The 24,307-nt window shown below is 57.5% G+C and carries 28 protein-coding genes; 24 read left to right on the top strand and 4 right to left on the bottom strand.

Translation table 11 applies throughout. From position 1 onward, the window contains the following. Positions 1 to 37 precede the first annotated feature (37 nt). From cysS to rarD, 10 genes are all read left to right on the top strand, one after another. Positions 38 to 1,540 carry a cysteine--tRNA ligase gene (cysS, locus tag FS819_RS04320; RefSeq protein ID WP_156550838.1) on the top strand — a complete coding sequence of 501 codons (1,503 nt, stop codon included), beginning with the start codon at positions 38 to 40 and terminating at the stop codon, positions 1,538 to 1,540. A gap of 128 nt (positions 1,541 to 1,668) precedes the next feature. Further along, positions 1,669 to 2,061: a VOC family protein gene (locus FS819_RS04315; protein ID WP_156550839.1), complete on the top strand. Its 393-nt coding sequence runs from the start codon at positions 1,669 to 1,671 to the stop codon at positions 2,059 to 2,061. Positions 2,062 to 2,142: 81 nt separating this feature from the next. Then, positions 2,143 to 2,400 (top strand): antitoxin, encoded by a 258-nt coding sequence (locus tag FS819_RS04310; protein ID WP_156550840.1) that lies wholly within the window; start codon positions 2,143 to 2,145, stop codon positions 2,398 to 2,400. Continuing rightward, positions 2,400 to 2,816: a type II toxin-antitoxin system VapC family toxin gene (locus tag FS819_RS04305; protein WP_156550841.1), complete on the top strand. Its 417-nt coding sequence runs from the start codon at positions 2,400 to 2,402 to the stop codon at positions 2,814 to 2,816. The genes FS819_RS04310 and FS819_RS04305 overlap by 1 nt, the downstream gene beginning before the upstream one ends. Positions 2,817 to 2,819: 3 nt before the next feature. Next, positions 2,820 to 3,308 (top strand): GFA family protein, encoded by a 489-nt coding sequence (locus tag FS819_RS04300; protein ID WP_156550842.1) that lies wholly within the window; start codon positions 2,820 to 2,822, stop codon positions 3,306 to 3,308. Then, positions 3,305 to 3,772, top strand: a complete 468-nt coding sequence (locus FS819_RS04295) for a GFA family protein (RefSeq protein ID WP_156550843.1) — start codon at positions 3,305 to 3,307, stop codon at positions 3,770 to 3,772. Before FS819_RS04300 ends, FS819_RS04295 begins: the two co-directional genes overlap by 4 nt. After that, positions 3,769 to 4,281, top strand: coding sequence for a GFA family protein (locus FS819_RS04290; protein WP_156550844.1), 513 nt, complete (start codon positions 3,769 to 3,771; stop codon positions 4,279 to 4,281). The genes FS819_RS04295 and FS819_RS04290 overlap by 4 nt, the downstream gene beginning before the upstream one ends. Continuing rightward, complete coding sequence (gene pip / locus FS819_RS04285; protein WP_156550845.1) at positions 4,274 to 5,239, top strand: prolyl aminopeptidase; 966 nt, start codon at positions 4,274 to 4,276, stop codon at positions 5,237 to 5,239. The genes FS819_RS04290 and pip overlap by 8 nt, the downstream gene beginning before the upstream one ends. Before the next feature lie 23 nt (positions 5,240 to 5,262). After that, positions 5,263 to 6,879 (top strand): citramalate synthase, encoded by a 1,617-nt coding sequence (gene cimA, locus FS819_RS04280; protein ID WP_156550846.1) that lies wholly within the window; start codon positions 5,263 to 5,265, stop codon positions 6,877 to 6,879. A 247-nt stretch (positions 6,880 to 7,126) separates the two neighbouring features. After that, positions 7,127 to 8,050, top strand: coding sequence for an EamA family transporter RarD (gene rarD / locus FS819_RS04275; protein WP_156550847.1), 924 nt, complete (start codon positions 7,127 to 7,129; stop codon positions 8,048 to 8,050). Here the strand turns inward: rarD and FS819_RS04270 are convergent. Continuing rightward, on the bottom strand, positions 8,039 to 8,659 hold the full coding sequence (locus tag FS819_RS04270) for a TIGR00730 family Rossman fold protein (protein ID WP_156550848.1): 621 nt from the start codon (positions 8,657 to 8,659) through the stop codon (positions 8,039 to 8,041). The two genes, rarD and FS819_RS04270, sit on opposite strands and share 12 nt — an antisense overlap. A 348-nt stretch (positions 8,660 to 9,007) precedes the next feature. Here FS819_RS04270 and FS819_RS04265 point away from each other — a divergent pair, with 348 nt between their 5' ends. The 5 genes from FS819_RS04265 (at position 9,008) to FS819_RS04245 (ending at position 15,229) form a co-directional block, all read left to right on the top strand. Then, positions 9,008 to 10,999, top strand: a complete 1,992-nt coding sequence (locus FS819_RS04265; RefSeq protein ID WP_156550849.1) for an Ig-like domain-containing protein — start codon at positions 9,008 to 9,010, stop codon at positions 10,997 to 10,999. A gap of 179 nt (positions 11,000 to 11,178) precedes the next feature. Next, positions 11,179 to 13,065 (top strand): ABCB family ABC transporter ATP-binding protein/permease, encoded by a 1,887-nt coding sequence (locus FS819_RS04260; protein ID WP_156550850.1) that lies wholly within the window; start codon positions 11,179 to 11,181, stop codon positions 13,063 to 13,065. Positions 13,066 to 13,186: 121 nt separating this feature from the next. Beyond that, a complete protein-coding gene (locus tag FS819_RS04255) occupies positions 13,187 to 13,885 on the top strand; it encodes a phosphatidylserine decarboxylase (RefSeq protein WP_156550851.1) in 699 nt (232 codons plus the stop codon). 37 nt (positions 13,886 to 13,922) lie between these two features. Further along, positions 13,923 to 14,831, top strand: coding sequence for a CDP-alcohol phosphatidyltransferase family protein (locus tag FS819_RS04250; RefSeq protein WP_156550852.1), 909 nt, complete (start codon positions 13,923 to 13,925; stop codon positions 14,829 to 14,831). 257 nt (positions 14,832 to 15,088) lie between these two features. Then, on the top strand, positions 15,089 to 15,229 hold the full coding sequence (locus FS819_RS04245; protein ID WP_174089192.1) for a hypothetical protein: 141 nt from the start codon (positions 15,089 to 15,091) through the stop codon (positions 15,227 to 15,229). Positions 15,230 to 15,252: 23 nt separating this feature from the next. On the opposite strand, the gene FS819_RS04240 is transcribed toward FS819_RS04245, so the two are convergent. Then, positions 15,253 to 16,008 carry an SOS response-associated peptidase gene (locus tag FS819_RS04240; protein WP_156550853.1) on the bottom strand — a complete coding sequence of 252 codons (756 nt, stop codon included), beginning with the start codon at positions 16,006 to 16,008 and terminating at the stop codon, positions 15,253 to 15,255. A gap of 90 nt (positions 16,009 to 16,098) precedes the next feature. Between FS819_RS04240 and FS819_RS04235 the strand changes: the two genes are divergently transcribed. From FS819_RS04235 to FS819_RS04205, 7 genes are all read left to right on the top strand, one after another. Continuing rightward, positions 16,099 to 16,539 carry an NUDIX hydrolase gene (locus FS819_RS04235; RefSeq protein ID WP_156550854.1) on the top strand — a complete coding sequence of 147 codons (441 nt, stop codon included), beginning with the start codon at positions 16,099 to 16,101 and terminating at the stop codon, positions 16,537 to 16,539. Between the two features lie 69 nt (positions 16,540 to 16,608). Further along, positions 16,609 to 17,043, top strand: a complete 435-nt coding sequence (locus FS819_RS04230) for a TIGR02301 family protein (RefSeq protein ID WP_234624914.1) — start codon at positions 16,609 to 16,611, stop codon at positions 17,041 to 17,043. A gap of 99 nt (positions 17,044 to 17,142) precedes the next feature. Next, positions 17,143 to 17,400, top strand: a complete 258-nt coding sequence (locus tag FS819_RS04225) for a hypothetical protein (RefSeq protein WP_015915468.1) — start codon at positions 17,143 to 17,145, stop codon at positions 17,398 to 17,400. A gap of 17 nt (positions 17,401 to 17,417) precedes the next feature. Beyond that, positions 17,418 to 18,194, top strand: coding sequence for a hypothetical protein (locus tag FS819_RS04220; RefSeq protein ID WP_197434209.1), 777 nt, complete (start codon positions 17,418 to 17,420; stop codon positions 18,192 to 18,194). Positions 18,195 to 18,406: 212 nt separating this feature from the next. Further along, positions 18,407 to 19,249, top strand: coding sequence for a CAF17-like 4Fe-4S cluster assembly/insertion protein YgfZ (ygfZ, locus tag FS819_RS04215; RefSeq protein WP_156629838.1), 843 nt, complete (start codon positions 18,407 to 18,409; stop codon positions 19,247 to 19,249). 1 nt (position 19,250) lies between these two features. Then, the gene (locus FS819_RS04210) at positions 19,251 to 19,898 is read left to right on the top strand and encodes a YfbR-like 5'-deoxynucleotidase (RefSeq protein WP_156550856.1); all 648 of its coding nucleotides are present in this window, start codon (positions 19,251 to 19,253) and stop codon (positions 19,896 to 19,898) included. Beyond that, entirely contained in the window at positions 19,895 to 20,437 is a 543-nt protein-coding gene (locus FS819_RS04205; protein ID WP_156550857.1) for a tyrosine phosphatase family protein, read from the top strand. The genes FS819_RS04210 and FS819_RS04205 overlap by 4 nt, the downstream gene beginning before the upstream one ends. A 247-nt stretch (positions 20,438 to 20,684) precedes the next feature. Here the strand turns inward: FS819_RS04205 and FS819_RS04200 are convergent, their stop codons facing one another. Then, complete coding sequence (locus FS819_RS04200) at positions 20,685 to 21,296, bottom strand: EF-hand domain-containing protein (RefSeq protein WP_156550858.1); 612 nt, start codon at positions 21,294 to 21,296, stop codon at positions 20,685 to 20,687. A gap of 362 nt (positions 21,297 to 21,658) precedes the next feature. Here FS819_RS04200 and FS819_RS04195 point away from each other — a divergent pair, with 362 nt between their 5' ends. After that, a complete protein-coding gene (locus FS819_RS04195) occupies positions 21,659 to 22,303 on the top strand; it encodes an HD domain-containing protein (protein WP_156550859.1) in 645 nt (214 codons plus the stop codon). 18 nt (positions 22,304 to 22,321) lie between these two features. Here FS819_RS04195 and FS819_RS04190 read toward each other — a convergent pair. Further along, positions 22,322 to 23,085 (bottom strand): IS5 family transposase gene (locus FS819_RS04190; RefSeq protein ID WP_498724306.1). Its coding sequence is split into 2 segments (ribosomal slippage): positions 22,322 to 22,758 and positions 22,758 to 23,085, totalling 765 coding nucleotides; the frame shifts between segments, so codons are not numbered across the junction. Between the two features lie 86 nt (positions 23,086 to 23,171). Here FS819_RS04190 and FS819_RS04185 point away from each other — a divergent pair. Further along, positions 23,172 to 24,023, top strand: coding sequence for an MOSC domain-containing protein (locus FS819_RS04185; protein WP_156550602.1), 852 nt, complete (start codon positions 23,172 to 23,174; stop codon positions 24,021 to 24,023). The last annotated feature ends 284 nt before the right edge of the window (positions 24,024 to 24,307 follow it).

The raw sequence follows: 24,307 nt of genomic DNA, 5'->3' as shown, positions 1-24,307 counted from the left end.
CCGGTCCAGCCGGTTATCATTACGTCTGGAGACTGCCATGGCCGAGGGCCTCAAGCTTTACAACACACTGACGCGCAGCAAGGTTGATTTCACCCCGATCGACCCAGAAAACGTGCGCATGTATGTCTGCGGCCCAACGGTTTATGATTTTGCCCATATCGGCAATGCCCGGCCCGTTATCGTGTTTGATGTGCTCTACCGGCTGCTGCGTCACGTCTACGGCGAAAATCACGTCACCTATGCCCGCAACATCACCGACGTCGATGACAAGATCAACGCGCGGGCGCTCCGGGATTTTCCCGATCTGCCGCTGAATGAGGCGATTGCCAGGGTGACGCAAAAGACGGCGGATCAGTTCCATGCCGATGTGGCGGCACTGGGTAACTTGCCGCCGACCATCGAGCCACGCGCCACCGACAACATCAGCCAGATGATCGACATCATCAAGACGCTAATCGCCAAGGGCCATGCCTATGTGGCGGAAGGCGAAGTGCTGTTCGATACCCGGTCCATGGCGGTTTACGGCCAGCTTTCCAAGCGCAATCTGGATGAGCAACAGGCAGGCGCACGCATCGCTGTCGAGGCCCATAAAAAGCATCCCGGCGATTTCGTGCTGTGGAAACTGTCGAGCCATAACGAACCCGGCTGGGACAGCCCCTGGGGCCGAGGCCGCCCCGGCTGGCATATCGAATGCTCGGCGATGTCGAAGCGTTATCTGGGCGAGGTTTTCGACATTCACGGCGGCGGGCTGGACCTGATCTTCCCCCACCACGAAAACGAAATCGCCCAATCCTGCTGCGCCAATGACACCAGCGTGATGGCCAATGTGTGGATGCACAATGGCTTCGTGCAGGTGGAAGGCCGCAAGATGTCGAAATCGGATGGCAACTTCTTCACCATCAACGAATTGCTAGACACAGATAATTTCGGCGGTCGCAAATGGCCGGGCGAAGTGCTGCGGCTGGCAATGCTGATGACCCATTATCGTGAGCCAATTGATTTTTCGGTGAAGCGATTGGAAGAGGCGCAAAATATCGTTGGCAACTGGATGTCAAAGCTGTCTGGACATGACTCTCGCTGGATGTTTTGCGAGCCAGATCAAGAAGTACTTGCTCTCGTGACAGATGATCTCCAACTAGGAGAAGCCGTAAAGCTCCTAAACAGCAAATATTCCGGAGACTTGAAGCCGGAAGAAATTGGGCTGTTTTCCAGCACGCTCGGGCTATTGGGATTGATGCCCTCGCAAAAAATTCAGGAGCATTTCGACAATGCCACTGATCGGAGATCACCGGTACTTATGTCCCAAATTAAAAGCGGCATCTCTAATATGATGAAGCTATTTCGGTCATACGAAGCAGATGACGACCTTTCCGCTGCCATTGACGCTCTTGTCCAAATGCGCCTTGAAATGCTGAAGACCAAGAACTTTGCCGAGGCCGACAAGATCCGCGACGATCTTTTGGCAAAGGGCATTCAGTTGAAAGACGGAAAGAATAAGGACACCGGCGAGCGCGTGACCACCTGGGAGGTCAAGCGATAGAAGGCTTGCGGCTCTCGCTCTCTTCTCCCCAGCGGGGAGAAGGTGGCGGCAGCCGGATGAGGGGGGCGAAGCCAAAACGCCAAAAAACGGTTTTGGCATGTCTTTGAGACCGTATGGGAGCGACATCCATGATCGATCACATGAATATCAAGGTTGCCGATTTTGAGCGTGCAAAGGCTTTCTATGATGCGGCCTTTGCGCCACTTGGCGCGTCACTGCTCTACATGGTGCCAGCGGAATATTCCAACGGCGTGAAAATGGGTGGATACGGGCGCGAAAGGCCCGTCTATTGGTTACACGAGGGCACGCCACCCGTTGGCTACCATCAGCATATCGCCTTTACGGCCAACAGCCGCGCCGAGGTGGATGCGTTCTATCAAGCCGCAATCGCCGCTGGTGGCACAGACAACGGCCCACCCGGCCTGCGCCCGCATTATCATCCAGACTATTATGGGGCCTTTGTGTTTGATCTGGATGGCAACAATATCGAGGCCGTTTGTCACGCGAGGGAAGATGCGTGACCACGATGGAGGTCAAGCGTTGATTTGCATGGGACACGCGCTTGGCATATGCTAAGGCCTATGCCAGTGATGGAGGCACATATGAGCGGTGAGCAAGAAAGACATGTGCGGGTGTTCAAGAACGGTCGCAATCGCGCCGTTCGCATCCCCGTGGAATTCGAGTTTCCGGGCGATGAAGTGATCATGCGCAAGGAAGGCGACCGGATCATTATCGAGCCTATTGGCAATGCCCGAAAGAAGGAAAATCTTGTCGCTTTTCTGAGGAAGCAGGGGAAAATAGAGGAGGATTTTCCCGATGTAGATGAAGGACTGCTTCCTTTGAAGGATATCATCCTGTGATGGGATTTATGTTGGATACCAATATCGTCTCCGACATGGTTCGAAATCCTGATGGGCCTGCCATGGAACGCTGGAAACAAACGGGCTATGCGGACCTGCATATCAGCGCCATCGTCGTCTCCGAACTTTACTTTGGCATTCAAAAGCGTGAGTCGGAACGATTGCGACGGGGTGTTGAGACATTTCTGAACAATGTTGAGATCGCAGCTTTCGAAGGACACGCCGCGCATCATTATGCCAGCATTCGCAATGCTCTGGCAAAGGCTGGTGAGATGATTGGCCCGAACGACCTGTTCATCGCCGCCCACGCGCTGTCGCTGGATATGGTTCTTGTCACCAACAATAGCCGCGAATTTGCCCGTGTATCCGGGCTGAAACTGGAAAACTGGCTCGAAATCGCAACAGAGGGACAATAGGGCATGGCAGAAACAGTTTATACGGGCGGCTGCCAATGCGGAGCCATTCGCTTTCGCGTCGAGGGCGTGCTGAAAGACTCATCGATCTGCCATTGCCGCATGTGCCAGAAGGCGTTCGGGGCCTATTATGCACCGTTGGTGTCCACCCGTGGCGCGCAATTGAACTGGACGCGCGGCGCGCTCAAGCATTTTCAATCATCCAATATGGTCAAGCGCGGCTTTTGCGATGCCTGCGGCACACCACTGACCTATGAAGCGCCCGATGGCATTGCGGTGTCGGCTGGCGCGTTTGATGATCCATCTACCCTGCCCCCGACTATTCAATACGGTATTGAGGGCAAGGTTGGCTTTGTCGATAAACTGCATGAATTGCCAAACCGCAATACCGAAGAGGATTTGCAAAGCGCTGCCTTTCTGGCGCAGCTGATCTCCTACCAGCACCCCGACTTTGATACCGACACCTGGCCAACCGAAAGCGGAGCAAAGCCATGAGCGAGATTTTTTCCGGCGGTTGCCAATGTGGTGCTGTGCGGTTTCAAGCGGCAAAGCTGGGGCGGCCTTCCATCTGTCATTGCCGCATGTGCCAGAAACAATTCGGTGGCTTTTTTGGCGCTTTTGTCACCGCTGATCAGGCCCATCTGACCTGGACGCGCGGCCAGCCAAAGCTTTTCCGCTCATCCGCCAAGGTCAAGCGTGGCTTTTGTGAAAAATGCGGCACGCCGCTGACCTATCAGCATCCCACCGGGGTAGAGATTGCCATCGGTGCCTTTGACAATCCCGCCGCCTTTGAGCCCGCCATTCAGGTCAATCACCAAAAGCGCCTGCCGTGGATCGATACGCTGTTTGAAACGCCGGTCTATAACAGCCCGGAATACGAGGCGTTCTTCGACTCCATCGAATCCTGGCAGCACCCGGATTTCGACACCCAAGTCTGGCCGGTGGAGGACGAGGCATGAAAGCTCAAACCCTGCATGGCGGCTGCCAATGTGGCGCGGTGCGTTACACGGTGAAACCGTCGATGAGCCGCAAGCCGCCAATCGGCAATCCGCATATTTGTCATTGCCGCATGTGCCAGAAGGCGTCGGGCAATTATTTCCTGCCGCTCGGCTCGGTCAACCGTGAGCTGTTTCAGCTGACACGCGGCACCCCGAATTGGTTTCAGTCTTCCGATCTGGTGCGGCGCGGCTTTTGCGCCGCCTGCGGCACACCACTGTTTTTCGATATTCCCGAGGCGGATTTCATCAATATCACGCTCGGCTCTCTGGATGATCCGGCCAGCGTCAAGCCCGTTGAACAGGCCAATCTGGACAGCAAGATGCCATGGTTTGCAGCCCTCGACACCTTGCCGGTCGAGGCCAGCGAAGCAAATGCCAACTGGCTGGCGAAAGTGGCAGGTGCCACCCATCAGCACCCGGACCATGACACAAGCGAATGGCCAACCCATATCGGATCACCCCATGACTGAGCTTTGCGGCTTCTACCCTGAGATCGAACCTTTCGAGACCGGCGATCTCGATGTTGGCGATGGCCATGTCATCCATTGGGAGCGGGTCGGCACCAAGGGTGCCAAGCCTGCGGTGTTTCTGCATGGCGGACCGGGTGGTGGCATCACTCCCAACCAGAGGCGGGTATTCGATCCCGCCCTGTATGATGTGATCCTGTTCGATCAACGCGGCTGCGGCAAGTCTACGCCGCATGCCCATCTGGAAGCCAATACAACCTGGCATCTGGTGGCCGATATCGAGCGCTTGCGGACGATGATCGGCGTCGAAAAATGGCTGGTGTTTGGTGGCTCGTGGGGCTCAACACTGGCGCTGGCCTATGCGCAGACCCATCCCGAGCGGGTCAGCGAACTGGTGCTGCGCGGTATCTACACGCTGACCAAGGCGGAACTGGACTGGTATTATCAGTTTGGCGTCTCCGAAATGTATCCTGATCGTTGGGAACATTTCATCGCGCCCATCCCAGCTGAAGAGCGCCATGACATGATTTCCGCCTATCACCGCCGTCTGACCGGTGAGGACAAGGCCGTCCAGCTCGCCTGCGCCCGTGCCTGGAGCCAGTGGGAAGGCGCGACGATTTCGCTGATCCCCAATATCCAGCAGATCGAAAATTTCGGCGAGGACCATTACGCCATCGCCTTTGCCCGGCTGGAAAACCATTTTTTCATGAACCGGATCTGGATGGAAGACGGGCAATTGCTGCGCGGCGCCCATAAGCTGAAAGGCATTCCGGGCGTGATCGTGCATGGGCGCTATGACATGCCCTGCCCGCTGCGCTATGCTTGGGAATTGTCCAAACTCTGGCCGGATGCCGATCTGCACATTGTCGAGGCCGCTGGCCATGCCATGAGCGAACCCGGCATTCTCGACCAATTGATCCGCGCCACCGACCGTTTTGCCGGAAAAATCCAGAACACATAAAAATTTGCCTTTGGGAGGCACTCATGACCCGCGAAAAAATCACCCTATTCGATACCACGCTGCGCGATGGGCAGCAGACACCCGGCATCGATTTTTCCGTGGAAGACAAGATTGCCATTGCCGCCATGCTGGATGATTTCGGGCTGGACTATGTCGAGGGTGGCTATCCCGGTGCCAATCCGACCGACACGGCATTTTTCTCAAAGAAACGCACCAGCCGCGCCCGGTTCACGGCGTTTGGCATGACCAAACGCGCCGGGATTTCCGCCTCCAACGATCCGGGCCTGAGCCAGCTTTTGCAATCGAAAAGCGACGCCATCTGTCTGGTGGCGAAAAGCTGGGATTACCATGTGAAAGTGGCACTTGGCTGCACCAATGAGGAAAATCTCGACTCCATCCACGACAGCGTCAAGGCCGTGGTGGCTGCGGGCAAGGAAGCGCTGGTGGATTGCGAGCATTTCTTCGACGGCTACAAGGCCAATGCCGATTATGCCGTGGCCTGTGCCAAAACCGCCTATGAGGCCGGTGCGCGCTGGGTGGTGCTGTGCGATACCAATGGTGGCACCCAGCCGCCGGAAATCCGCAGTATCATTGCCAGCCTGATTGAGGCAGGTGTTCCCGGCGCAGCGCTGGGCATCCACGCCCATAACGATACCGGCCAGGCCGTTGCCAATTCGCTGGCCGCCGTGGAGGCCGGTGTACGCCAGATTCAAGGCACCCTGAACGGCATTGGCGAGCGCTGCGGCAATGCCGACCTGACCACCATCATTCCCACGCTCTGTCTGAAGAAAACCTATGCCGACCGGTTCGAGACGGCTATCGATCTCGAAAAGCTGGTGGAATTGACCCGGCTGTCGCATGCCTTCGATGAGCTGTTGAACCGCTCCCCCAACCATCAGGCTCCCTATGTCGGTGCTTCGGCCTTTGCCACCAAGGCTGGCATCCACGCCTCGGCGCTGTTGAAGGACCCGAAAACCTATGAGCATGTGGAGCCGGGCCTTGTGGGTAATTTCCGCAAGGTCATGGTGTCCGATCAGGGCGGCAAGGCCAATTTTATCAACGAGTTGAAACGCCGCGGCATCATGGTTGCCAAGGACGATCCGAAGCTGGACCGGCTGATCGAGATCGTCAAGCAGCGCGAAGCCTCCGGCTACGCCTATGAAGGTGCCGATGGCAGTTTCGAGCTTTTGGCGCATCGCACCCTCGGCACCGTGCCGGAGTTTTTCGCGGTCGAAAGCTTCCGGGTGATGATCGAACGCCGCTTCGACAGCAATGGCAACCTGAAAACCGTGTCGGAAGCGGTGGTGAAGATGGTGATCGACGGGCAGACGGTGATGTCGGTCGCCGAAGGTGACGGCCCGGTCAACGCCCTCGATATTGCGCTGCGCAAGGATCTCGGCAAATTCCAGAATGAAATAAAAGATCTGGAACTGGCCGATTACAAGGTCCGTATCCTCAATGGCGGCACCGAGGCCATCACCCGCGTTCTGATCGAATCCACCGATGCCAGCGGCGCCCGCTGGTGGACGGTAGGGGTTTCGGAAAACATCATCGATGCATCTTTCCAGGCGCTGATGGACGCTATCGTCTACAAGCTGATGAAAAACCGGCAACTGGCGGGACGGATCGCGGCGGAATAAGCTAAAACCGTCTTGATGTGCATTCCAGTTTTCGAACATTACTGCATAATTCCTTAAATCGGACTCGATTTCAGGAGAAAATCATGCAGCAGATTTAAAGTGTTACAGCGCCGTGCGTTTTATAAAACGCACGGCGCTGTAACAGGGTCGCATTCACCAAACTCACCGATCCTTCAATGGAATGAATTTGCCGTTTGCGCCCTGAAGGCGTATCGGCAGGAAAAACAGCAATGGGATCGGAAACATCATGACCGAGGTTGCAGCGCCAGGGACTGAGAACCGCGACAGCCTGCGCGGCTTTCTTTTTGCGCTTTCAGCCTATCTGCTCTGGGGGTTTCTGCCTCTTTACATGAAGGCCGTGGCGCATATTCCGCCCATGGAAGTGATCGCCCATCGGGTGCTGTGGTCCATTCCGGTCGCCGGTCTTGTTCTTCTGGTGCTGCGGCGCACCGATGATCTGAAGCGGGCGCTGCGCAATCCGAAAATGATTGGCATGGCAGCAATCACCGCCTGCCTGATCAGCGTCAACTGGGGCATTTATGTCTGGGCCATCGGTGCCGGCCACGCGCTGGATACCGCGCTCGGCTATTTCATCAATCCGCTGTTTTCCATTCTGCTTGGTGCCGTGCTTTTGAAGGAAAAGCTGAAGCCGGCGCAGATGGCGGCGCTGGCTTTGGTGGTGGTCGCCGTCGTCATCCTGACGGTGGATGCCGGACGCCTGCCGCTGATCGCCCTCAGCCTCACCTTTTCCTGGGGCTTCTATGCGTTTTTCCGCAAAACGCTGCCGATTGGCCCCAACCAGGGATTTCTGCTGGAAGTGCTGTTACTTGCACCGTTTGCCCTGGCCTACCTGATCTATCTCGGCGTGACCGGACAGTCGCATTTCCTGGGGGCGGCGGATGCCAGCATGTTCAACAATACCACGCTGCTGGCCTCAAGCGGGTTGGTCACAGCCGTGCCGCTGATCCTCTACGCCAATGGTGCCAAGCTGCTGCGTCTCTCCACCATCGGCATTATGCAATATATCGCCCCGACGATGATTTTCCTGATCGCCGTCTTCCTGTTTCGCGAGGAATTCAGCACCGCCAAGGCCATTGCCTTCCCGCTGATCTGGGTGGCTCTGTTCATCTATACCTTACCGATGCTGAAACGGCGCCCATCACAGCTTTGACAACACCTCGGCATCGCCGGAGATGCGGCCGAGTTCTTCCCAGCGATCGACGATCGTCGGCACGATGGCGTCGATCTCGTCAATCACCAGCGGCTGCACCTTATGGCCGGTATGGACGAAGCCCTCCTGGCGCATATGGGTGATCAACTCCAGCATCGGGTCCCAGAAACCGTTGACATTGGCAAAGACCATCGGCTTTTCATGGCGGCCAAGCTGGCCCCAGGTCATGATCTCGACGATTTCTTCCAGCGTGCCGATACCGCCCGGCAGCGTCACGAAGGCATCGGCACGCTCGAACATCTTGTGCTTGCGCTGATGCATGTCCTGCGTAATGATCAATTCGTTCAACTGACCGAGAGAATGGCGTGTGGCTTCCATATCGACCAGGAATTCCGGTATGATGCCCGTCACCTGGCCACCCGCATCCAGCACGCCGCTGGCAACGGCACCCATGATGCCCTTGGTGCCACCGCCATAAACCAGGCGCAGGCCATGGGCGGCAATCGAGTGGCCAAGTGTGCGGCCCGCAGCCATGTAATCGGGATCGCGCCCGGGCCGTGAGCCGCAGTAAACGCAGATGGATCGAATCGAAGAATGGTTTTCTGTCATACGTTTAGAATGGCCATCGCCGCCCGCTGACGTCAATAAAATTAACGAAAACTCCAGGAAGGCTATGAACAAACCGGGTTCATCGCTTGTGCAGCGATTAAGGAAACGTTACTGCATAAACTCTTAAATCCCAATGGATGTAAGAGATCGGACCAGAATGCGGGACGCGATTTTTGGAAAATCCGATGGAAACGCCAAGCCCGTAGCACCGCACCGTTCTGCGGTTTTGAGCTGGGTCATGCAGTGGGGACAAAACTTTTGAGCGTCCTTCATTGGGTATTCATACCCGATGGCGCTCTATCAGTTTCAAGGGATATGGCGGAATAATCCGCCCGGAGACGTTGGACTATGAAAAACCGTGCCGGTTGGCTGGCTCTCGGCGTGCTTGCCATTGCGACAGTATTGATGGTGTTTTTCGTGCTTCCGCAAATTGGCGGCACAAAGAAGACGGCAGAAACACCTGCTGCCCCGGCAGAACAGGCGGCGACGCCCGAAGCGTCAGGGCCCTCCTCAACCACGCCTGCCCCCGATGGCCAGGCCGCCGCCAAGATGCAGCGTCTGACCAAGGCCGCAGAGCAATCGGTGGCCGCCTTGGAAAATCTGTTTGCCGATCAGAAAACCCCGGCACCCGAACTTTACGCCACAGCCCGCATTGCCGCATTGACCGCGCTGAAAGCCCTATCGGATGCCGACCTTCCCGCCGGGATCGAATCTGGGCTTGTAGACAGCCTCACGAAGGCCAAGGCCTCGGCTGCCCATGCCTTGCAGTTGATCGCCAAACTGCCCGCCTCCCCGCAGGATGCCGCCGCCATGATCGCCAATATCGGTCGGGCCATGCGTGGCGAGCCGGAAGTGGCTATCGATCCAGACATGCCGCGTTTTGACGTGCTACGCGTTGAAAAAGACGGCTCAACGGTCATCGCCGGCAGCGCGGCACCGGGTGCCAAGGTCGAGGTCCATGACGGCTCCAACAATATTGCCAGTGCCACCGCCTCTCCCAACGGTGATTTCGCCATCGTGCTCGACAAGCCCTTGTCGCCCGGCGATCACTCTCTGGATTTGAAAGCCACGACCAAGGAAGGCAAGACCATCGGGTCCGAGGAGCAGGCTACGGTTTCCGTCCCGGCGGATCCATCCGGTGACGTGCTGGCCATGGTGACAAAGCCCGGCGAAGCCAGCCGGTTGATCAGTGGCCCGCAGCAGGATCAAGCCACGCAACAGGATAAGGGCCAGCCACAAGCTCCTGAACAGATCAATGGTGTCGACAAGCAAGGCCGCGTCGCCGCAGCCACGCCTAATGCGCCCACGGCATCCCCCGGGTCTGCGTCCAGCCCATCCCTGTCCGCTGCCGATTTGCAGATCACCGCCGTCGAGCTTGAAGGCGACAAGATCTTCGTGGCAGGCAATGCCCAGAAGGGCCGAACCGTGACCGCCTATGCCGATGGCAAGCAGATCGGCTCGGCGGATGTCGACCAGAAGGGGCATTTCGTGGTCGAAGGCCAGATGGCGCTTTCCGTCGGCCAGCATATCATCAGCGTCGATCTGAAGGACGCCAATGGCAGGGTGACGCTGCGCGCGTCCGTGCCGTTCAACCGGCCGGAAGGCGATCAGGTTGCGGTTGTCGCACCGGAAACCCAGCCCGGCGCCGCCAACAGCACCGTCAGCCCGGCCACCGTCGATAGCAACCTGTTCGACCGGCAGCGCGATACGCTGGCCAAGTCCTTCACGCTGCTCAGCAACCTGTTTGCCGATGGCAAGACACCAACGCTGGAAAGCCTGGCAGCCTCGCGTTCGGCGCTGGAATTTGCCCTGAAAGCAGTTGCGGATTTCCGCCCGACCCCCAGCACGGACCAGACCGCCAGCGCCTTCATGACGCGGATGGCAGATCAGGCTGACAAGGCTCTGGTCGTCCTCAAACAAGTACCGACGGCTTCGGTCACGGCGATGGCCAATGCCTTGCCGACCCTCAAGTCGCTTGTCGATGCGGCGCTGGAGCCCATGCCGGCCAAAATTGCCGCCGCGCAAGCCGCAGCGACGCAAAACCCGGCACCGACCCTGGCACCAACCGATGGCACATCGCCGCCAGTGCTGAGCCAGGCGCCGCTGACCGAAAGCAAGAATGCGGTGATCATCCGCCGGGGCGATACGCTCTGGCAGATTTCCCGGCGAGTCTATGGCCAGGGCGTGCGCTACACGACGATCTATGTTGCCAACGCCGAACAGATCAGCAACCCCGACCTGATCGAGCCCGGCCAGACCTTCACCGTGCCGGATCAATCCATGCCCGATGACGAGGCCAAAAAAATCCATCGCAAATGGATGCGTGAGCACAAGCGATAGGCGCAAATACAGGCAAGGACGGGGCTAAACCCGACCGGTCCTTGCCTGTTTCACTTATATTGCCTATATCAGCGACGACCAAAGGCGGCCCCAGGGTCGCCTTTTTCGTGCCGCCTCTTTTTGGCCGCCCTTCCGGGAACCGACCGCGCTTCCACCAGCCCGCGCGCAGGACATAAAGCATGCATCAGAAAGTTAAAACGGTTTCGGCCGAAAGCAGCAATCCGTGGCGCACCATCGTCAATCTCTGGCCCTATATGTGGCCAGCCGAGCGCCTCGATCTGAAAATGCGGGTGGTCTGGGCAAGCCTGTTTCTGGTGATCGCCAAGCTGGTCCTGATGCTGGTGCCCTATTATTTCAAATGGGCCACCGATGCGCTGAACGGTAAGATGGATGCGACTGGCCTGCTGCCTACCTTCATGCTGTCGGCAGTCATGCTGGTCATCGCCTATAATCTGGCCCGCATCGTGCAGATGGGCATCAACCAGTTCCGCGACGCGCTGTTTGCCAGCGTCGGCCAATATGCCGTGCGACGGCTGGCCCATATAACCTTTCTGCATATGCATCAATTGTCGCTGCGCTTCCATCTGGAGCGCAAGACCGGCGGGCTGTCGCGGATCATTGAGCGCGGCACCAAGGGTATTGAAACCATCGTCCGTTTCACCATTCTCAACTCCATCCCGACGCTGATCGAATTTGCCCTGACAGCGGTGATTTTCTGGTGGGGCTATGGCCTCTCCTATCTGGCGATCACGGCCGTCACCGTCGCCGTCTATGTCTGGTTCACGGTCAAGGCTTCGGACTGGCGCATCGCCATCCGCCGGTCGATGAATGACAGCGATACCGATGCCAATGTCAAAGCCATCGACTCGCTGTTGAATTTCGAGACGGTCAAATATTTTGGCAATGAAGACATGGAAGCCCGCCGCTTCGATGCCTCCATGGCCCGCTATGAGAAGGCCGCCACCCAGGTCTGGACCTCGCTCGGCTGGCTGAACTTCGGCCAGGGGCTGATTTTCGGTGTGGGCATGACAGTGATGCTGGTGTTTTCAGCACTGGCCGTGCAGCGCGGCGAGCAGACCATCGGCGATTTCGTCTTCGTCAACGCGCTGCTGTTGCAGCTTTCCGTGCCGCTGAATTTCATCGGCATGCTCTACCGCGAAATCCGCCAGGGCCTGACCGATATCGAGCAGATGTTTGACCTTCTGGCGGTAGAGCCGGAAGTACGCGACGCGCCCGATGCCAAGCCGCTTGCCATCGCCAAGGGCGCGATCACCTTCGAAAACGTGCATTTCGCCTATGACCCCGCAAGGCCGATCCTGAAGGGGATTTCCTTCACCGTGCCGGAGGGCAAGACGGTTGCCGTCGTCGGCCCATCCGGCGCTGGCAAGTCGACGATTTCACGGTTGCTCTACCGGTTTTATGATGTGCAGCAGGGCGCGATCCGCATTGACGGGCAGGATGTCCGCGACATCACCCAGACCTCGCTGCGCGCCGCCATCGGCATGGTGCCGCAGGATACGGTGCTGTTCAACGACACCATTGCCTATAATATCCGTTATGGCAGGCCAGAGGCCAGCGACGCCGAAATGGAAGCCGCCGCCGACATTGCCCAGATCAGCCGCTCGATCCGTGAACTGCCGCAGGGCTACAAGACCATGGTCGGCGAGCGCGGGCTAAAACTGTCAGGCGGCGAAAAGCAGCGCGTCGCCATCGCCCGCACCGTGCTGAAATCACCGCCAATCCTCATTCTCGATGAGGCAACCTCAGCGCTCGACACGACAACCGAGCAGGATATCCAGGCGGCCCTCGACATTGTATCGCAAAATCGCACCACTCTGGTCATCGCCCATCGGCTGTCCACCGTGATCGGGGCTGATGAGATCATCGTTTTGAAAGCGGGCGAAATCGCCGAGCGCGGCACTCACGCGGAACTTCTAGCGCAAAACGGCCTTTATGCCTCCATGTGGAACCGGCAGCGGGAGGCGACCCAGGCAGAAGAGCATCTGCGCCAGGTGCGCGAAAGCGACGATCTCGGCGTGGTCACGCGCCTGCCGCCTGCTGTGTAATGCCCGTGTATAAAAGTGCGACTGCCTGCCTGTGGATGACCTCAATCAGGCCCGGCATTGCCCCTGAACACGTTTCGCGGTAGTCACGTCATCAATAGAGTTTTCAGGAGAAGTCCTACCGATGTCCTTGTTCGATACGATCCGCAATACCCTCGTCCCCGTGCATAAGGAAGGCTATATTTTTGTCGGCGCTTTCTTCGTCGGGTCGCTGGTGCTCGGATGGATCTGGGAGCCGCTGTTCTGGGTCGGCCTGCTGCTGACACTGTGGTGCGCCTATTTCTTCCGCGACCCGGAGCGCCTCACCCCACAGGATGACGATCTGGTGGTCAGCCCTGCCGATGGCCGCGTGTCGATGATCCAGATGGTCATCCCGCCGGAAGAATTGCAGCTGTCGAGCGACCCGATGCTGCGCATCTCGATCTTCATGAATGTTTTCGATGTTCATATCAATCGCGCCCCGGTGCGCGGTCCAATCCGTCAGGTTGTCTACCGGGAAGGTAGTTTCCTGAATGCTGAACTGGACAAGGCCAGCACCGACAATGAGCGCAACTCGCTAGTCATCGATGGCCCACGCGGCGCCATCGGCGTGGTGCAGATCGCAGGTCTCGTGGCCCGCCGCATCCTCTGCTGGTCAGTCCCCGGCCAGGCGCTTGGGGTTGGCGAACGTTTCGGCCTGATCCGCTTTGGTTCGCGACTGGATGTCTACCTCCCAGCCGGTGCTGAGCCGCGTGTTGCAGTTGGCCAGCGTTCGATTGGCGGTGAAACCGTGATCGCGGAATATGGTTCGGCAAAGGGCCCAGTCATCAGCCGCCGCAGCTGAGACGATTTTTGCAAGCCATAACGGAGACAGGCCAGCCATGAACAGCGACACGCCGCAGCATCAGGCGCACCCCTCGGAAGAGAATGAGGGGCCGAGCAATCCGGCGGATGAGAATCAGGCAGGCCAGCAGGAAGTCAACGAGGCTTCACGCGGGCCTAGGCTGCGGGAAATTCCGCTGCGGCTCATGATTCCGAACCTGATTACCGTTTTGGCAATCTGCGCCGGTCTGACCGGCGTACGCCTGGCATTCGAAGGACGTTTCGAGCTTGCGGTTGGCATGGTGCTGGTCGCCGCTTTTCTCGATGGGATCGACGGACGCATCGCCCGCCTGATGAAAGCCACATCGAAATTTGGCGCGCAAATGGATTCACTCGCCGATATCGTCAATTTCGGCGTGGCGCCCGGTCTGGTTCTGTATATCTACGTTTTGGACCAGGCCCGGTCCTTCGGCTGGATCGCGGCGCTGATCTTTGCGATATCCGCAGGTCTGCGGCTTGCCCGCTTCAATGTGATGGACGAGCGTGCCATCAAGGCCCCTTGGCAAAACGCCTATTTCGTCGGCGTTCCGGCACCGGCTGGTGCGCTTCTGGTCATGCTGCCGATCTATCTCGGCTTTCTGGGTGTGGAAGCCACCCCCGGATTTGCCTTTGCGTCCTCGGCTTATACGATGCTGATCGCCTTCCTGCTGATCAGCCGTTTGCCGGTCTGGTCCGGCAAATCCGAAAAGAAGGTCCGCCGCGATCTGGTTCTGCCACTGACGATCGCTGTAGTGCTCTATGTCGCCCTGCTGATGAGCTTTACCTGGGAAGTGCTGTCGGTAACGGTCATCGTCTATCTTCTCTCCCTGCCCTTCGGCGCCCACGCCTGGAAGCGGAAATACGGCACCTTGACCGTCATGGAAGACCACGACGACCATCACGGCGCCGGCATGGATCGAGGCCTTTGAAACAGGCCTTTAAAACCGGAAATTGTAAAACAGACTCACGAAAAGTAGCAGTCTTTGATTTAAATTAATTTGCATTGTTCACGAAAGTGTCATGATCTCTAAACCTGAGCAGTCAAAAAAGCACTGTTCTGGAGTTTGTTACGGGAAAAACGCAATCCGATTTTCTCGATAAGGACAGACTGAAACAAGGGAAATGCGTGTCCCTCAGGTTGCAAGCAGATCTGAGAGGCCGCAATGGAAACACTTTGGAGAACATCATGCCCGCCCCCCTGCAAGCTAAAGAAGCCCCGCAACCGGCCAAGCCGGAATTGAGCGATAATTACCGTCCGATCGGTCTGAAAGCGGTGATTGCCGCCGCTCTGATGTTGAAGCGAGCGCCGATCAAGAAAGTTGCGTGAGGGCGCACTTTTTCCAATACCGTTCAAAACAGCGATAGCTGTTGCGAAGGCGGCTTGGGCTCGGCTTTCGGCGTCGGGTTTTCGATACGGATTTGCACATCCGGGCCGGTATTGGCGACCTTGTTGACCTTATCGGAAACCGGAATGGCTTCGAATATGTCCTCGCCTGCCGGTTTCAACAGATCAGCGACATGGCGTGGCTCCTGGCGCTTGCAATCCAGCCAACGCTCGAAATCCTCCGGGCCGATCACGACCGGCATGCGGTCGTGGATCGCTCGGATCGACTGATTCGCACGGGTGGTCAGGATGGCACCGGTATCGATTTCAGATCCATCGGCGGCGGCAAAGGTTTCGACCAGTCCCCCGAAAGCGACAATACCGCCCTGGGTGGGGCGGATCCAATAAGCCTGCGGTTTTTCACCGCTTTCTTTTGCTGGCCGATACCATTCGTAAAAGCCGGAGGCCGGGATCAAAACACGGCGATGGCGCATGGCGCCGCGAAAAGATGCCTTGGTTTCCGCCGTCTCAGAACGCGCATTGATCAGCAGTGGAAAATCACTTGGATCTTTCACCCAGCCGGGCAGAAAACCCCAGCGCACCAGCAGCGCCCGCCTGCTTGGCAGGTTACTGCCCATCATCGGCACCTCGCCATTGCCAACAGTCAGGATCGGCTGGGTCGGAGCAATATTAAACCGGGGCGGAAAAGCCTCGAGTTCGTGCAGACCAAATGCCTCCACGATTTCATCCGGTGTCACGGTCAGGGCAAAACGTCCACACATGCACTTGTCTTCGCAGTCACAGAGCCTATCGTCAAGCGACCTTATAACGGCTGCCTGATGCATCGGGTCAGCAAACAGAACGAGCACCGTATGACCGAGCAACCCGTCCCGGTTTTTTTCGCCCCCGCCTCCTCCGCCATCGTGATCCGCCAAGGCAAGCTGCTGTTGGTCAAGCGGTCAAAGCCGCCAGCCGCCGATCTCTACGCCTTTCCCGGCGGGCGTGGCGAACCCGGCGAAACACCGGAAGAGACCGCTTTGCGTGAGCTCAATGAGGAAACAGGGTTGTCGGCCCATGCGCCCAGTCTGTTTGCCAGCTACGACCTCTACCCCGACCCGGGCGGCCCCAGTCACCATCACTTCCGGCTTTCCGTTTTCCTCGTCACCCTGGACGACCCGGCGGCGGCGGCAGTCGCCCAAAGCGATGCCGCAGCGCTGGGCTGGTTTAGCCCGGTGGAAATCCGGGATCTGCCCGTGCCACCGAGCGTGCGCGACTGCGTGGAAAAGCTGGTGGCTTGCGGTAAAGCAGCGTAAACGAAGGCGGGAATCGTGATAAGGTTGAAGTCAATCCCGGCTAATCTGCCGGATATGCCATGGATATGCATGACCCGACGAATACTGTTTTTTTCCGCACTTTCTACCCTATCCGTCCTCATGGCGGGAATTGCCGCAGCGGCAAGTGTTGCGCCTCCAGCAAAGCTGCCCAGCGAGGCTGCAACGCCTGCGCAACAGGCAACGCCCTATGACGGACAGTTGAATCGGCTCTCGGAAATCCTGGGGACCGTGACCTATCTGCGCAATCTCTGCGCGGGCCAACCGGAGCAGCAATGGCGGGCTGTCGCCGAAAAGCTCATCGCGCTCGATGCAGGCACTGAACCGGCCCGCAAACAGGTGCTGACAGCCGCCTATAACCGTGGTTATCGGGCCTTTGCCGCAGTCCATCCCTCTTGCACTTCTGCCGCTCGGGTGGCAGAAAGCCAGTATCGTGCTGAAGGCGCAACACTTGTTCGGGAAATGACGGCGCGCTTTGGAAATTAACCAATAATTCATCCGATTTAGCATTCGCCCGTGTCGTTTTGATAAAACACTGATAGAGTCGTTAACAGCTGAGTAAGTATCGCTTCGAGGACATGCAGAATGGAACCACGCCGCAACGAGATTGACGACATGATCGTTCATGAAAAGATGCAGGCTGCCCTCGAATATCAGAACGAGGCCTGGGCCGACGGCATGGCTGACGGTATCGAACCGGAAATCATCGCCGATGCGGCCATTGCACTGGCCATGCGCGAAACCATCCGCATTCATGGTGAAGATGGTGCGGAAGCCATGTTGGAGTCTTTGCGCGCCCGTATGCTGGCCGGTGAGTTTTCTCCCAAGCGAAGTGTTCAGTAAGTTTCAGAGGCAAGAAGATGCGCAAGGCATGCCAGACCGGAGCAAAGGCAACCGGTCTCAAGAACAATGTAAAAACAATGCTGGTCTGCGGCTGGATGGCAAGTATTGCCGTTGTCGCTCTGCCGGGCAGCAGTTTCGCTCTGTCGGAATTGCAGGGCGGCGCCAAGGATGCGGCGCAGCAGGGACAGCAACCGCAAACCGGCCAGCAGCCGGGCCTGCCAACCGATAGCACCTCCGATCCGAAGAGCGCGCCCAGCACCGAACCACAGCAGGCAACCCCCGCCGACAAGGCGAAGGCAGCGACTGCCGAAGCGGCACCCCACACGCCTGTTGAGGTGATCTACGATATTAGCAAGGCCCCCGAACCCGTGCGCAAACTGCGCGAGAAGCTGGTGGAAGCCGCAGCCTCCGGCGACCCGGAACGGTTACGCGCGCTTCTGGCAGGCGGCAACGATCCGACCGCGCTGGCACTTGGCAATGACAATGGCGACCCGATCCAAACGATCAAGAGCGTTTCTGGCGATCCCGATGGCCTCGAAGTCCTGGCCATCATGCTGGACGTGCTGTCGACCGGCTTCGTGCATGTCAATGCCGGAACCCCGGAGGAAGCCTATGTCTGGCCGTATTTTGCCGAAAAGCCGCTGACAACGCTGACCCCACCGGAAAAAGTGGAATTGCTGCGGCTGGTGACAGCGGGCGATTTTGAAAACATGCTGGAAGTTGGCAATTACAATTTCTTCCGCATCGGCATTGCACCCGATGGAAAATGGAAATTCTTCACGGCAGGCGATTGATGGACGCGTGCTTGCCTTGGAAAAGTGGGCCCCGCGTTTCCCAACAAGGCAAATGATGTCATAGGTCACGAGAGGTTGCCGGGTTCAGTTTGAGCCAGGCAGCCTCTAGCCTATTTGACCTTGCGGCAATCAATTTGCTGAAGAGAAAAATATGCAATCCACGACCTCGCCTAATACTGCCGTGGTTTCGCAAGATGTGATTGGATCGTCTCATGCCAGCCGTTTTTCTTGAAAACCGGGCTTTTCTAAAGGTGGCTGGAGCAGAGGCCGCGCATTTTCTCAACAATTTGCTGACAGCAGATCTCGGCCTTATCGAACCTGGACAAGCCGCGCCCTCGGCGTTGCTGACACCCCAGGGCAAGATCCTGTTTGACATGCTGGTCTATCCGCTGGCCGATGGCTATCTGCTGGAGGTAGCATCTGACGAACAAGAGGCCCTGCTGCGCCGTTTGACACTCTACAAGCTGCGCGCCGCCGTGACCCTTACCGCCGCTGAATTTACCGGTGTCACAGTGATTTGGGACGAGGCGCCGACTGAATCCGCTTTTCAGGATCGTCGTTTCACCGCTGCCAGCGACACGGTCTGGCGCGTGCCGGGTCGCGTCAACTCGGCTGGGGGTGATGTCCGGCTCTATACAGCATTGCGAATCAAAGCCGGGGTGGCAGAAGCGGGGCTCGACTATCCGCTTCAGGATGCCTATCCGCACGACGTGCTGCTTGATCTCAATGGCGGCGTCTCCTTCAAGAAGGGCTGTTATGTCGGGCAGGAAGTGGTGTCGCGTATGCATCACCGTAAGATGGCCCGCCGCCGGATCGCCATCGTTTCCGCTGACACTGCCCTACCCGCGACCGGCACCGAGCTTCGTGCCGATGGTAAGCCGCTTGGCACACTCGGCACCATCTTGGACAACATGGGATTGGCGATCGTCCGCATCGACCGCACTGGCGATGCGATAACAAATGGCACGCCTATTCTGGCCGGCGATCAGGCTGTGCGTCTGCACCTGCCCGCCTGGACCGGTCTGGATTTTCCTGCCGCGTCAGACGAAGACTGACATGCCCGTCGTCCCTCCTCCGATATCGGCGCGGGCCTGGCAACGGATGCTGTCGGGCCGTCGTCTCGATCTTCTCGACCCTTCGCCGCTTGATGTCGAGCTTTCCGATATTGCCCATGGCCTGGCCCGCGTCGCCCGCTGGAATGGCCAGACGATTGGCGACCATGCCTTTTCCGTTGCCCAACACAGCCTTGTGGTCGAAGAGATCTTTCGCCGCTGCAATAGCAAATACAGCGCCAACGACCTGCAAATGGCCTTGCTGCACGATGCGCCGGAATATGTGATCGGCGATATGATTTCGCCCTTCAAGGCGGTGGTGGGCGGCGGCTATAAGCTGGTCGAAAAGCGGCTGGAGGCGGCCATCCATCTGCGATTTGGCTTGCCCTCGCATCCCACGGCCAGCCTGAAAAGCCTGATCAAGAAAGCCGATAGCATCGCCGCCTATTTCGAGGCCACCGAGCTTGCGGGATTTACCAACACGGAAGCCGTGCGAATCTTCGGCCAACCGCGCCATATTACCGCCGACATGCTGCCACTTGCCCCTATGCCAGCCATTGAAGCCCAGCGGCAATTCGCGGAGCGTTTCGACGCCATCGAGCGACTTCGAGAGGCGGAAAATCACAAAAAAACCGCTACGGGTGCGCCATGAGCTATTTCGTCGTCAGCCCGCTGGCTCGCCTTGCCGAAATGGCGGTGCGCCACAAGGCGAAAGAAATGATTAGCCTGCTGGCCAAGGGCCAGGATTTTCATCGCCCCGCAGTGATTTCACCGGATCGCCATCTTACGCTTGCGCTGAACGACATTACCTTTGCAGGCAGAGGTGATCTCATCGCCCCGCAAGACGTGCATGTGGAACAGATCATTCATTTCGTGAGGGATTGGGACCAGACTGCGCCGCTGCTGATCCATTGCTGGATGGGGGTATCACGCTCTCCAGCCGCAGCCTTGATTGCCAGCCTCGCCTTGCATCCCGAACAGGACGATGAGGCGTTGGCGCAAGGCTTACGGGCCGCATCGCCTTTTGCGACGCCCAATATCCGGATGGTGGAGATTGCCGATAGTCTGCTTTCACGCGGGGGGCGCTTCGTTGCGGCGATGAAAAAGCTAGGCCGTGGTCTGGACGCTGATGGCAATACGCCATTTGTGCTGCCAATTTTTGCAGCCGATCCGGTCTCCAGCTCCGCTTGATACGGATGGGCTCGATCCGAGGGATCTATAAATCAGCATTGAATGGGATAAAAAAGGGATAGATTGGTAAAGTTTGAAGCGGGTTCAATCGGCATAGGCATCATGTCTCCATGCCGTTTGTTTGCAAGTAGCGGCCCTTCAGGGCAGCATTCAGCCTCATGGCTGATAAAACGATCTCCCAGTCTCAGTCCTAGAACGATGAGCTCCAAAGTCCTGCACCGGGATAGTCGGGTGCGATAGCGACCCGTCAGGCAGCGGCGGTTTGTCCGGTCGTATCGGTTTCGTCGGCGGTGCCGCCAGCGGAACGATAGGCATTGATAACCGAGCTCATCTGACTGAACACGTCATCCATGGACATGCTGTCTTCACTACCACTGCTGTCACCGGACATCATGCTGCTAAGGCTCTGCATGTCGCCCATACCGCCCATCATCATCGGAGGTGGCATTTTAGTCTCGGACTGCAGCTGGTCTTCGGTCACATAGCCAGCATCTTCCGAGTCAATGGCCTCAAACATCTTGGTCGAATCTTCCTCCGACGCACCCTCCGGACGTGCGTTGACAAATTCTTCCTGGGTTACTTTTCCATCGCTATCTGTGTCGATGGACTTGGTTGCATTCTGGTCGGTAGAAGAGCTGTCGCCACGGGCCAGAACCATGGCCATCATATCACTGGAAAGCTGCGAGGATGTGCTGTTGGCGGCACTATCGCTCAAAACGGTTGGGTCCTGGGTCCGGGTAGATCCCGCGGATTGTTCTTCCGCAGAAACGACACCATCGCTATTGGTGTCCAAGCTGGATGTCGAGCCGACGTTGTAAGACGACACCGACGAAAGAGACGCTGAAGAAACGCTCGTCATTGAAAACCCCTGTCTAGGTTGTTTCTATTTTTATAGCGCCATTTAAACGCGAGACAGGACGGCGCTACGCGATGCCTATCGTGATTTGGGGGCCTTAGTCAAAAGGCAATTGTTATAGGTGATAATTTATATGGGCCGGATGATTTCCCTAGAAATCTGGGGTTTTCTAGAGGTTGAGTTGAAAAACGCTCAGTTGTTGCCGCGCGGGATCACGGAAATTTGCGTCCTTGCGTACCGCTTTTCCACTCTGCGAAGGCCAGGGCAAAATCATGCGATTTTGAGGGTGGATTTATCCTTCAATCTCAGTGGATTTGGGCAATGATACAGCAGAACCAAGTGATTCCCTGCGAGAAGATGCCCCGATGATCGCCACAGCCTTTGCCCCTCATGACGATCTTGCCAAATGGCTCCTGCCGCATGCCACTGAGGGTAATGACGGCTCGCATGACGCCGCCCATATTTTGCGCGTGTTCAAAAACGCCATGCGCATTCATGCCGTCGAAGGCGGCGACAGTCAGGTTCTTGCCGCAGCCGTTCTGCTGCACGATTGCGTTTCCATGGAAAAGAACGCGCCCAACCGAGCGGATGCGTCCCGCCTTGCCGCAAAGCAAGCTGAAGCCATCTTGGCTAACGACAGACAATGGCCAACGAGCAGAGTCCAAGCGGTCTCCCACGCAATTCTCACCCATAGTTTTTCGGCCAATCTTGCACCCGAAACGCTGGAAGCAAAGATCCTGCAAGACGCCGACCGGCTGGATGCCATCGGAGTGGTCGGGGCGGCGCGCTGTTTCTACATTGCCGGGCGGCTAGGCTCCGGGCTTTACGATCCAAGCGATCCGAAGGCTTTACATCGCCCACTGGACGACAAGCGCTTTGCCATCGACCATTTTCAGACCAAGCTTTTCAAGCTGGCGGATGGCTTCCAGACCCCGACCGGACAACACATGGCGCACGAGCGCCATACCCGCCTACAGGCAATTTTCAGCGATTTTCTTGAGGAGATCTAGGCTGTAGTGACAATTTAATCAATTGATCCATAGCATTATGCTGGCGAGCTTAATGAACCCGAGAAAGTTGGCGGCGAGTTTGTCATATCGCGTGGCGATACGCCGCCACTGCTTGAGCTTGGCAAAGAAGCTCTCAATACCCCATCTCTGCCTGTAAGCGATGCGATCATAGGCATGCTGGTACTTGCGATGCCGTCGCGGCGGAATGACCGGTTCACCGCCTTGTTCGAGAATGACATCGTGCAGATGATCGGCATCATAGGCACGGTCTGCAAGCACCTTTTGAGCTGGCAGTCCCCGAACGAGGTCGCAGGCTGGAGCCATGTCATTTTGCTGTCCGGGCCCGAGTTGAAAACGAACCGGCAACCCTAGCGCATCAACGACCGCATGGATTTTGCAGCCAAATCCACCTCTGGAGCGACCGAGAGCCTGGGCTTGCGGTCCCCCCTTTTTCGGCGTCCGCCAGCGGCTTGCGCCTGAGCCCGGATCACAGTGGCGTCGATGGACAGCCACTCCAAATCCGGGTCCGCAGCGACGGCCTCGAAAATCTCGTCGAAAATGCCCTGCTCGATCCAACGATAGTAACGCCGTTTGACTGCCTGATAAGAGCCGAAGCGGTCTTCCGGCAGATCTCGCCAGCGGGCTCCAGACCGGGCAAGCCATAAAATCGCATCAAAGAACCGCCGACCGTCGCTGCGTGGGCCGCGTTTACCTTTACGACCGCCGGGAACAAACGGTTTCAAACGCTCCCACTGGTCATCTCGGAGAACCTCACCATCCATCGCTAAACCTCCAAAAGTTAGCGTTGAATCTGATTTGCGACGGAAAGGGAATCCCAGTCGTTAATTTGTCACTACAGCCTAATCCGATGTTTCTCTCCACCCTTTGCATCTATCCTTTGAAAAGCGCGCGGGGCATTGCCCTGGGCCAAGCCGACATTCGTCCCGAGGGTCTTAGCCTCGACCGCCAGTTGATGCTGGTTGAGCCCTCGGGGCATTTCGTCACCCAACGAGAGTTGCCGGAACTGGCGCAGCTGGACGTTCGGCTGGATGACGCAGTTTTATACCTGCGACTCGATGATAGCAGAAACATCAGCATGCCCCTTGGGAGTTTTAGCACCCGCAAGCCGGTCACGGTCTGGCGGTCATTGGTTGATTCGGCCTTGGCGGATCCCGCCATCAACGACACCTTGTCGCAATGGTTCGGCAGGCCGCTCGAACTGGTGCTCTTCGATGAACGGGCATCGCGCCTCGCCAATGCAGACTGGGCCGGACCGGACACGCCCGTCACCTTTGCCGATGGCTATCAGGTGTTGATCACCACGACAGCCTCGCTCGACGCGCTGAATGCCGATATGGAATCCCATGGGGAAGGCATGGTTGCCATGGACCGCTTTCGGCCCAATATCGTCATCGACGGCGCACTGCCCTGGGAGGAAGACCAATGGGCCAGTATCGCCATTGGCGGATTGCGCTTCGATCTCGTCAAGCCCTGCGCCCGCTGTATCATGACAACACAGGATCAAAAGACTGGATCGCGCTCCGGCCCCTCACCGCTCGCTGCCATGGGACGGCTTCGAATGTCAGGCAACAAGCGCGTTCCCGGTCCGCTATTCGGCTGGAACGCTGTTCCCCGCGCCATTGGCACACTGCGCCTTGGCGATATTGTCGAGGTGCTGGAAAGGCGACCGGAAGGTATCGAACTTAGGAAACGTCGGTAAACGGTTCTCTTAACCGACAGATATCTTGCATAGAAATCCAATACTTCAATTTTAACGGGAATTTTTCCTGGTTTTTTGCGACTGCGCAGATTTTGCCGCAATGCGAACGCTATTTTCCAAAATGGGGCATGTGGGATTCATTTTGCCATGAAACCTTCATATTCAACCGATCACAAAAATATATTTTGTTTTTGATTAGAGCGCCATTGACGGATCGACCCATTGATCTTACCTTCAACGCTGTCGACAAGGTGGTGATACACGCTACCAAGATCTGTCAATCG

The sequence above is a fragment of the Allorhizobium sp. Av2 genome, assembly GCF_021462805.2.
In the GTDB taxonomy this organism is placed as follows: domain Bacteria; phylum Pseudomonadota; class Alphaproteobacteria; order Rhizobiales; family Rhizobiaceae; genus Allorhizobium; species Allorhizobium vitis_G.
This window is presented reverse-complemented; position numbering and strand designations above follow the sequence as displayed.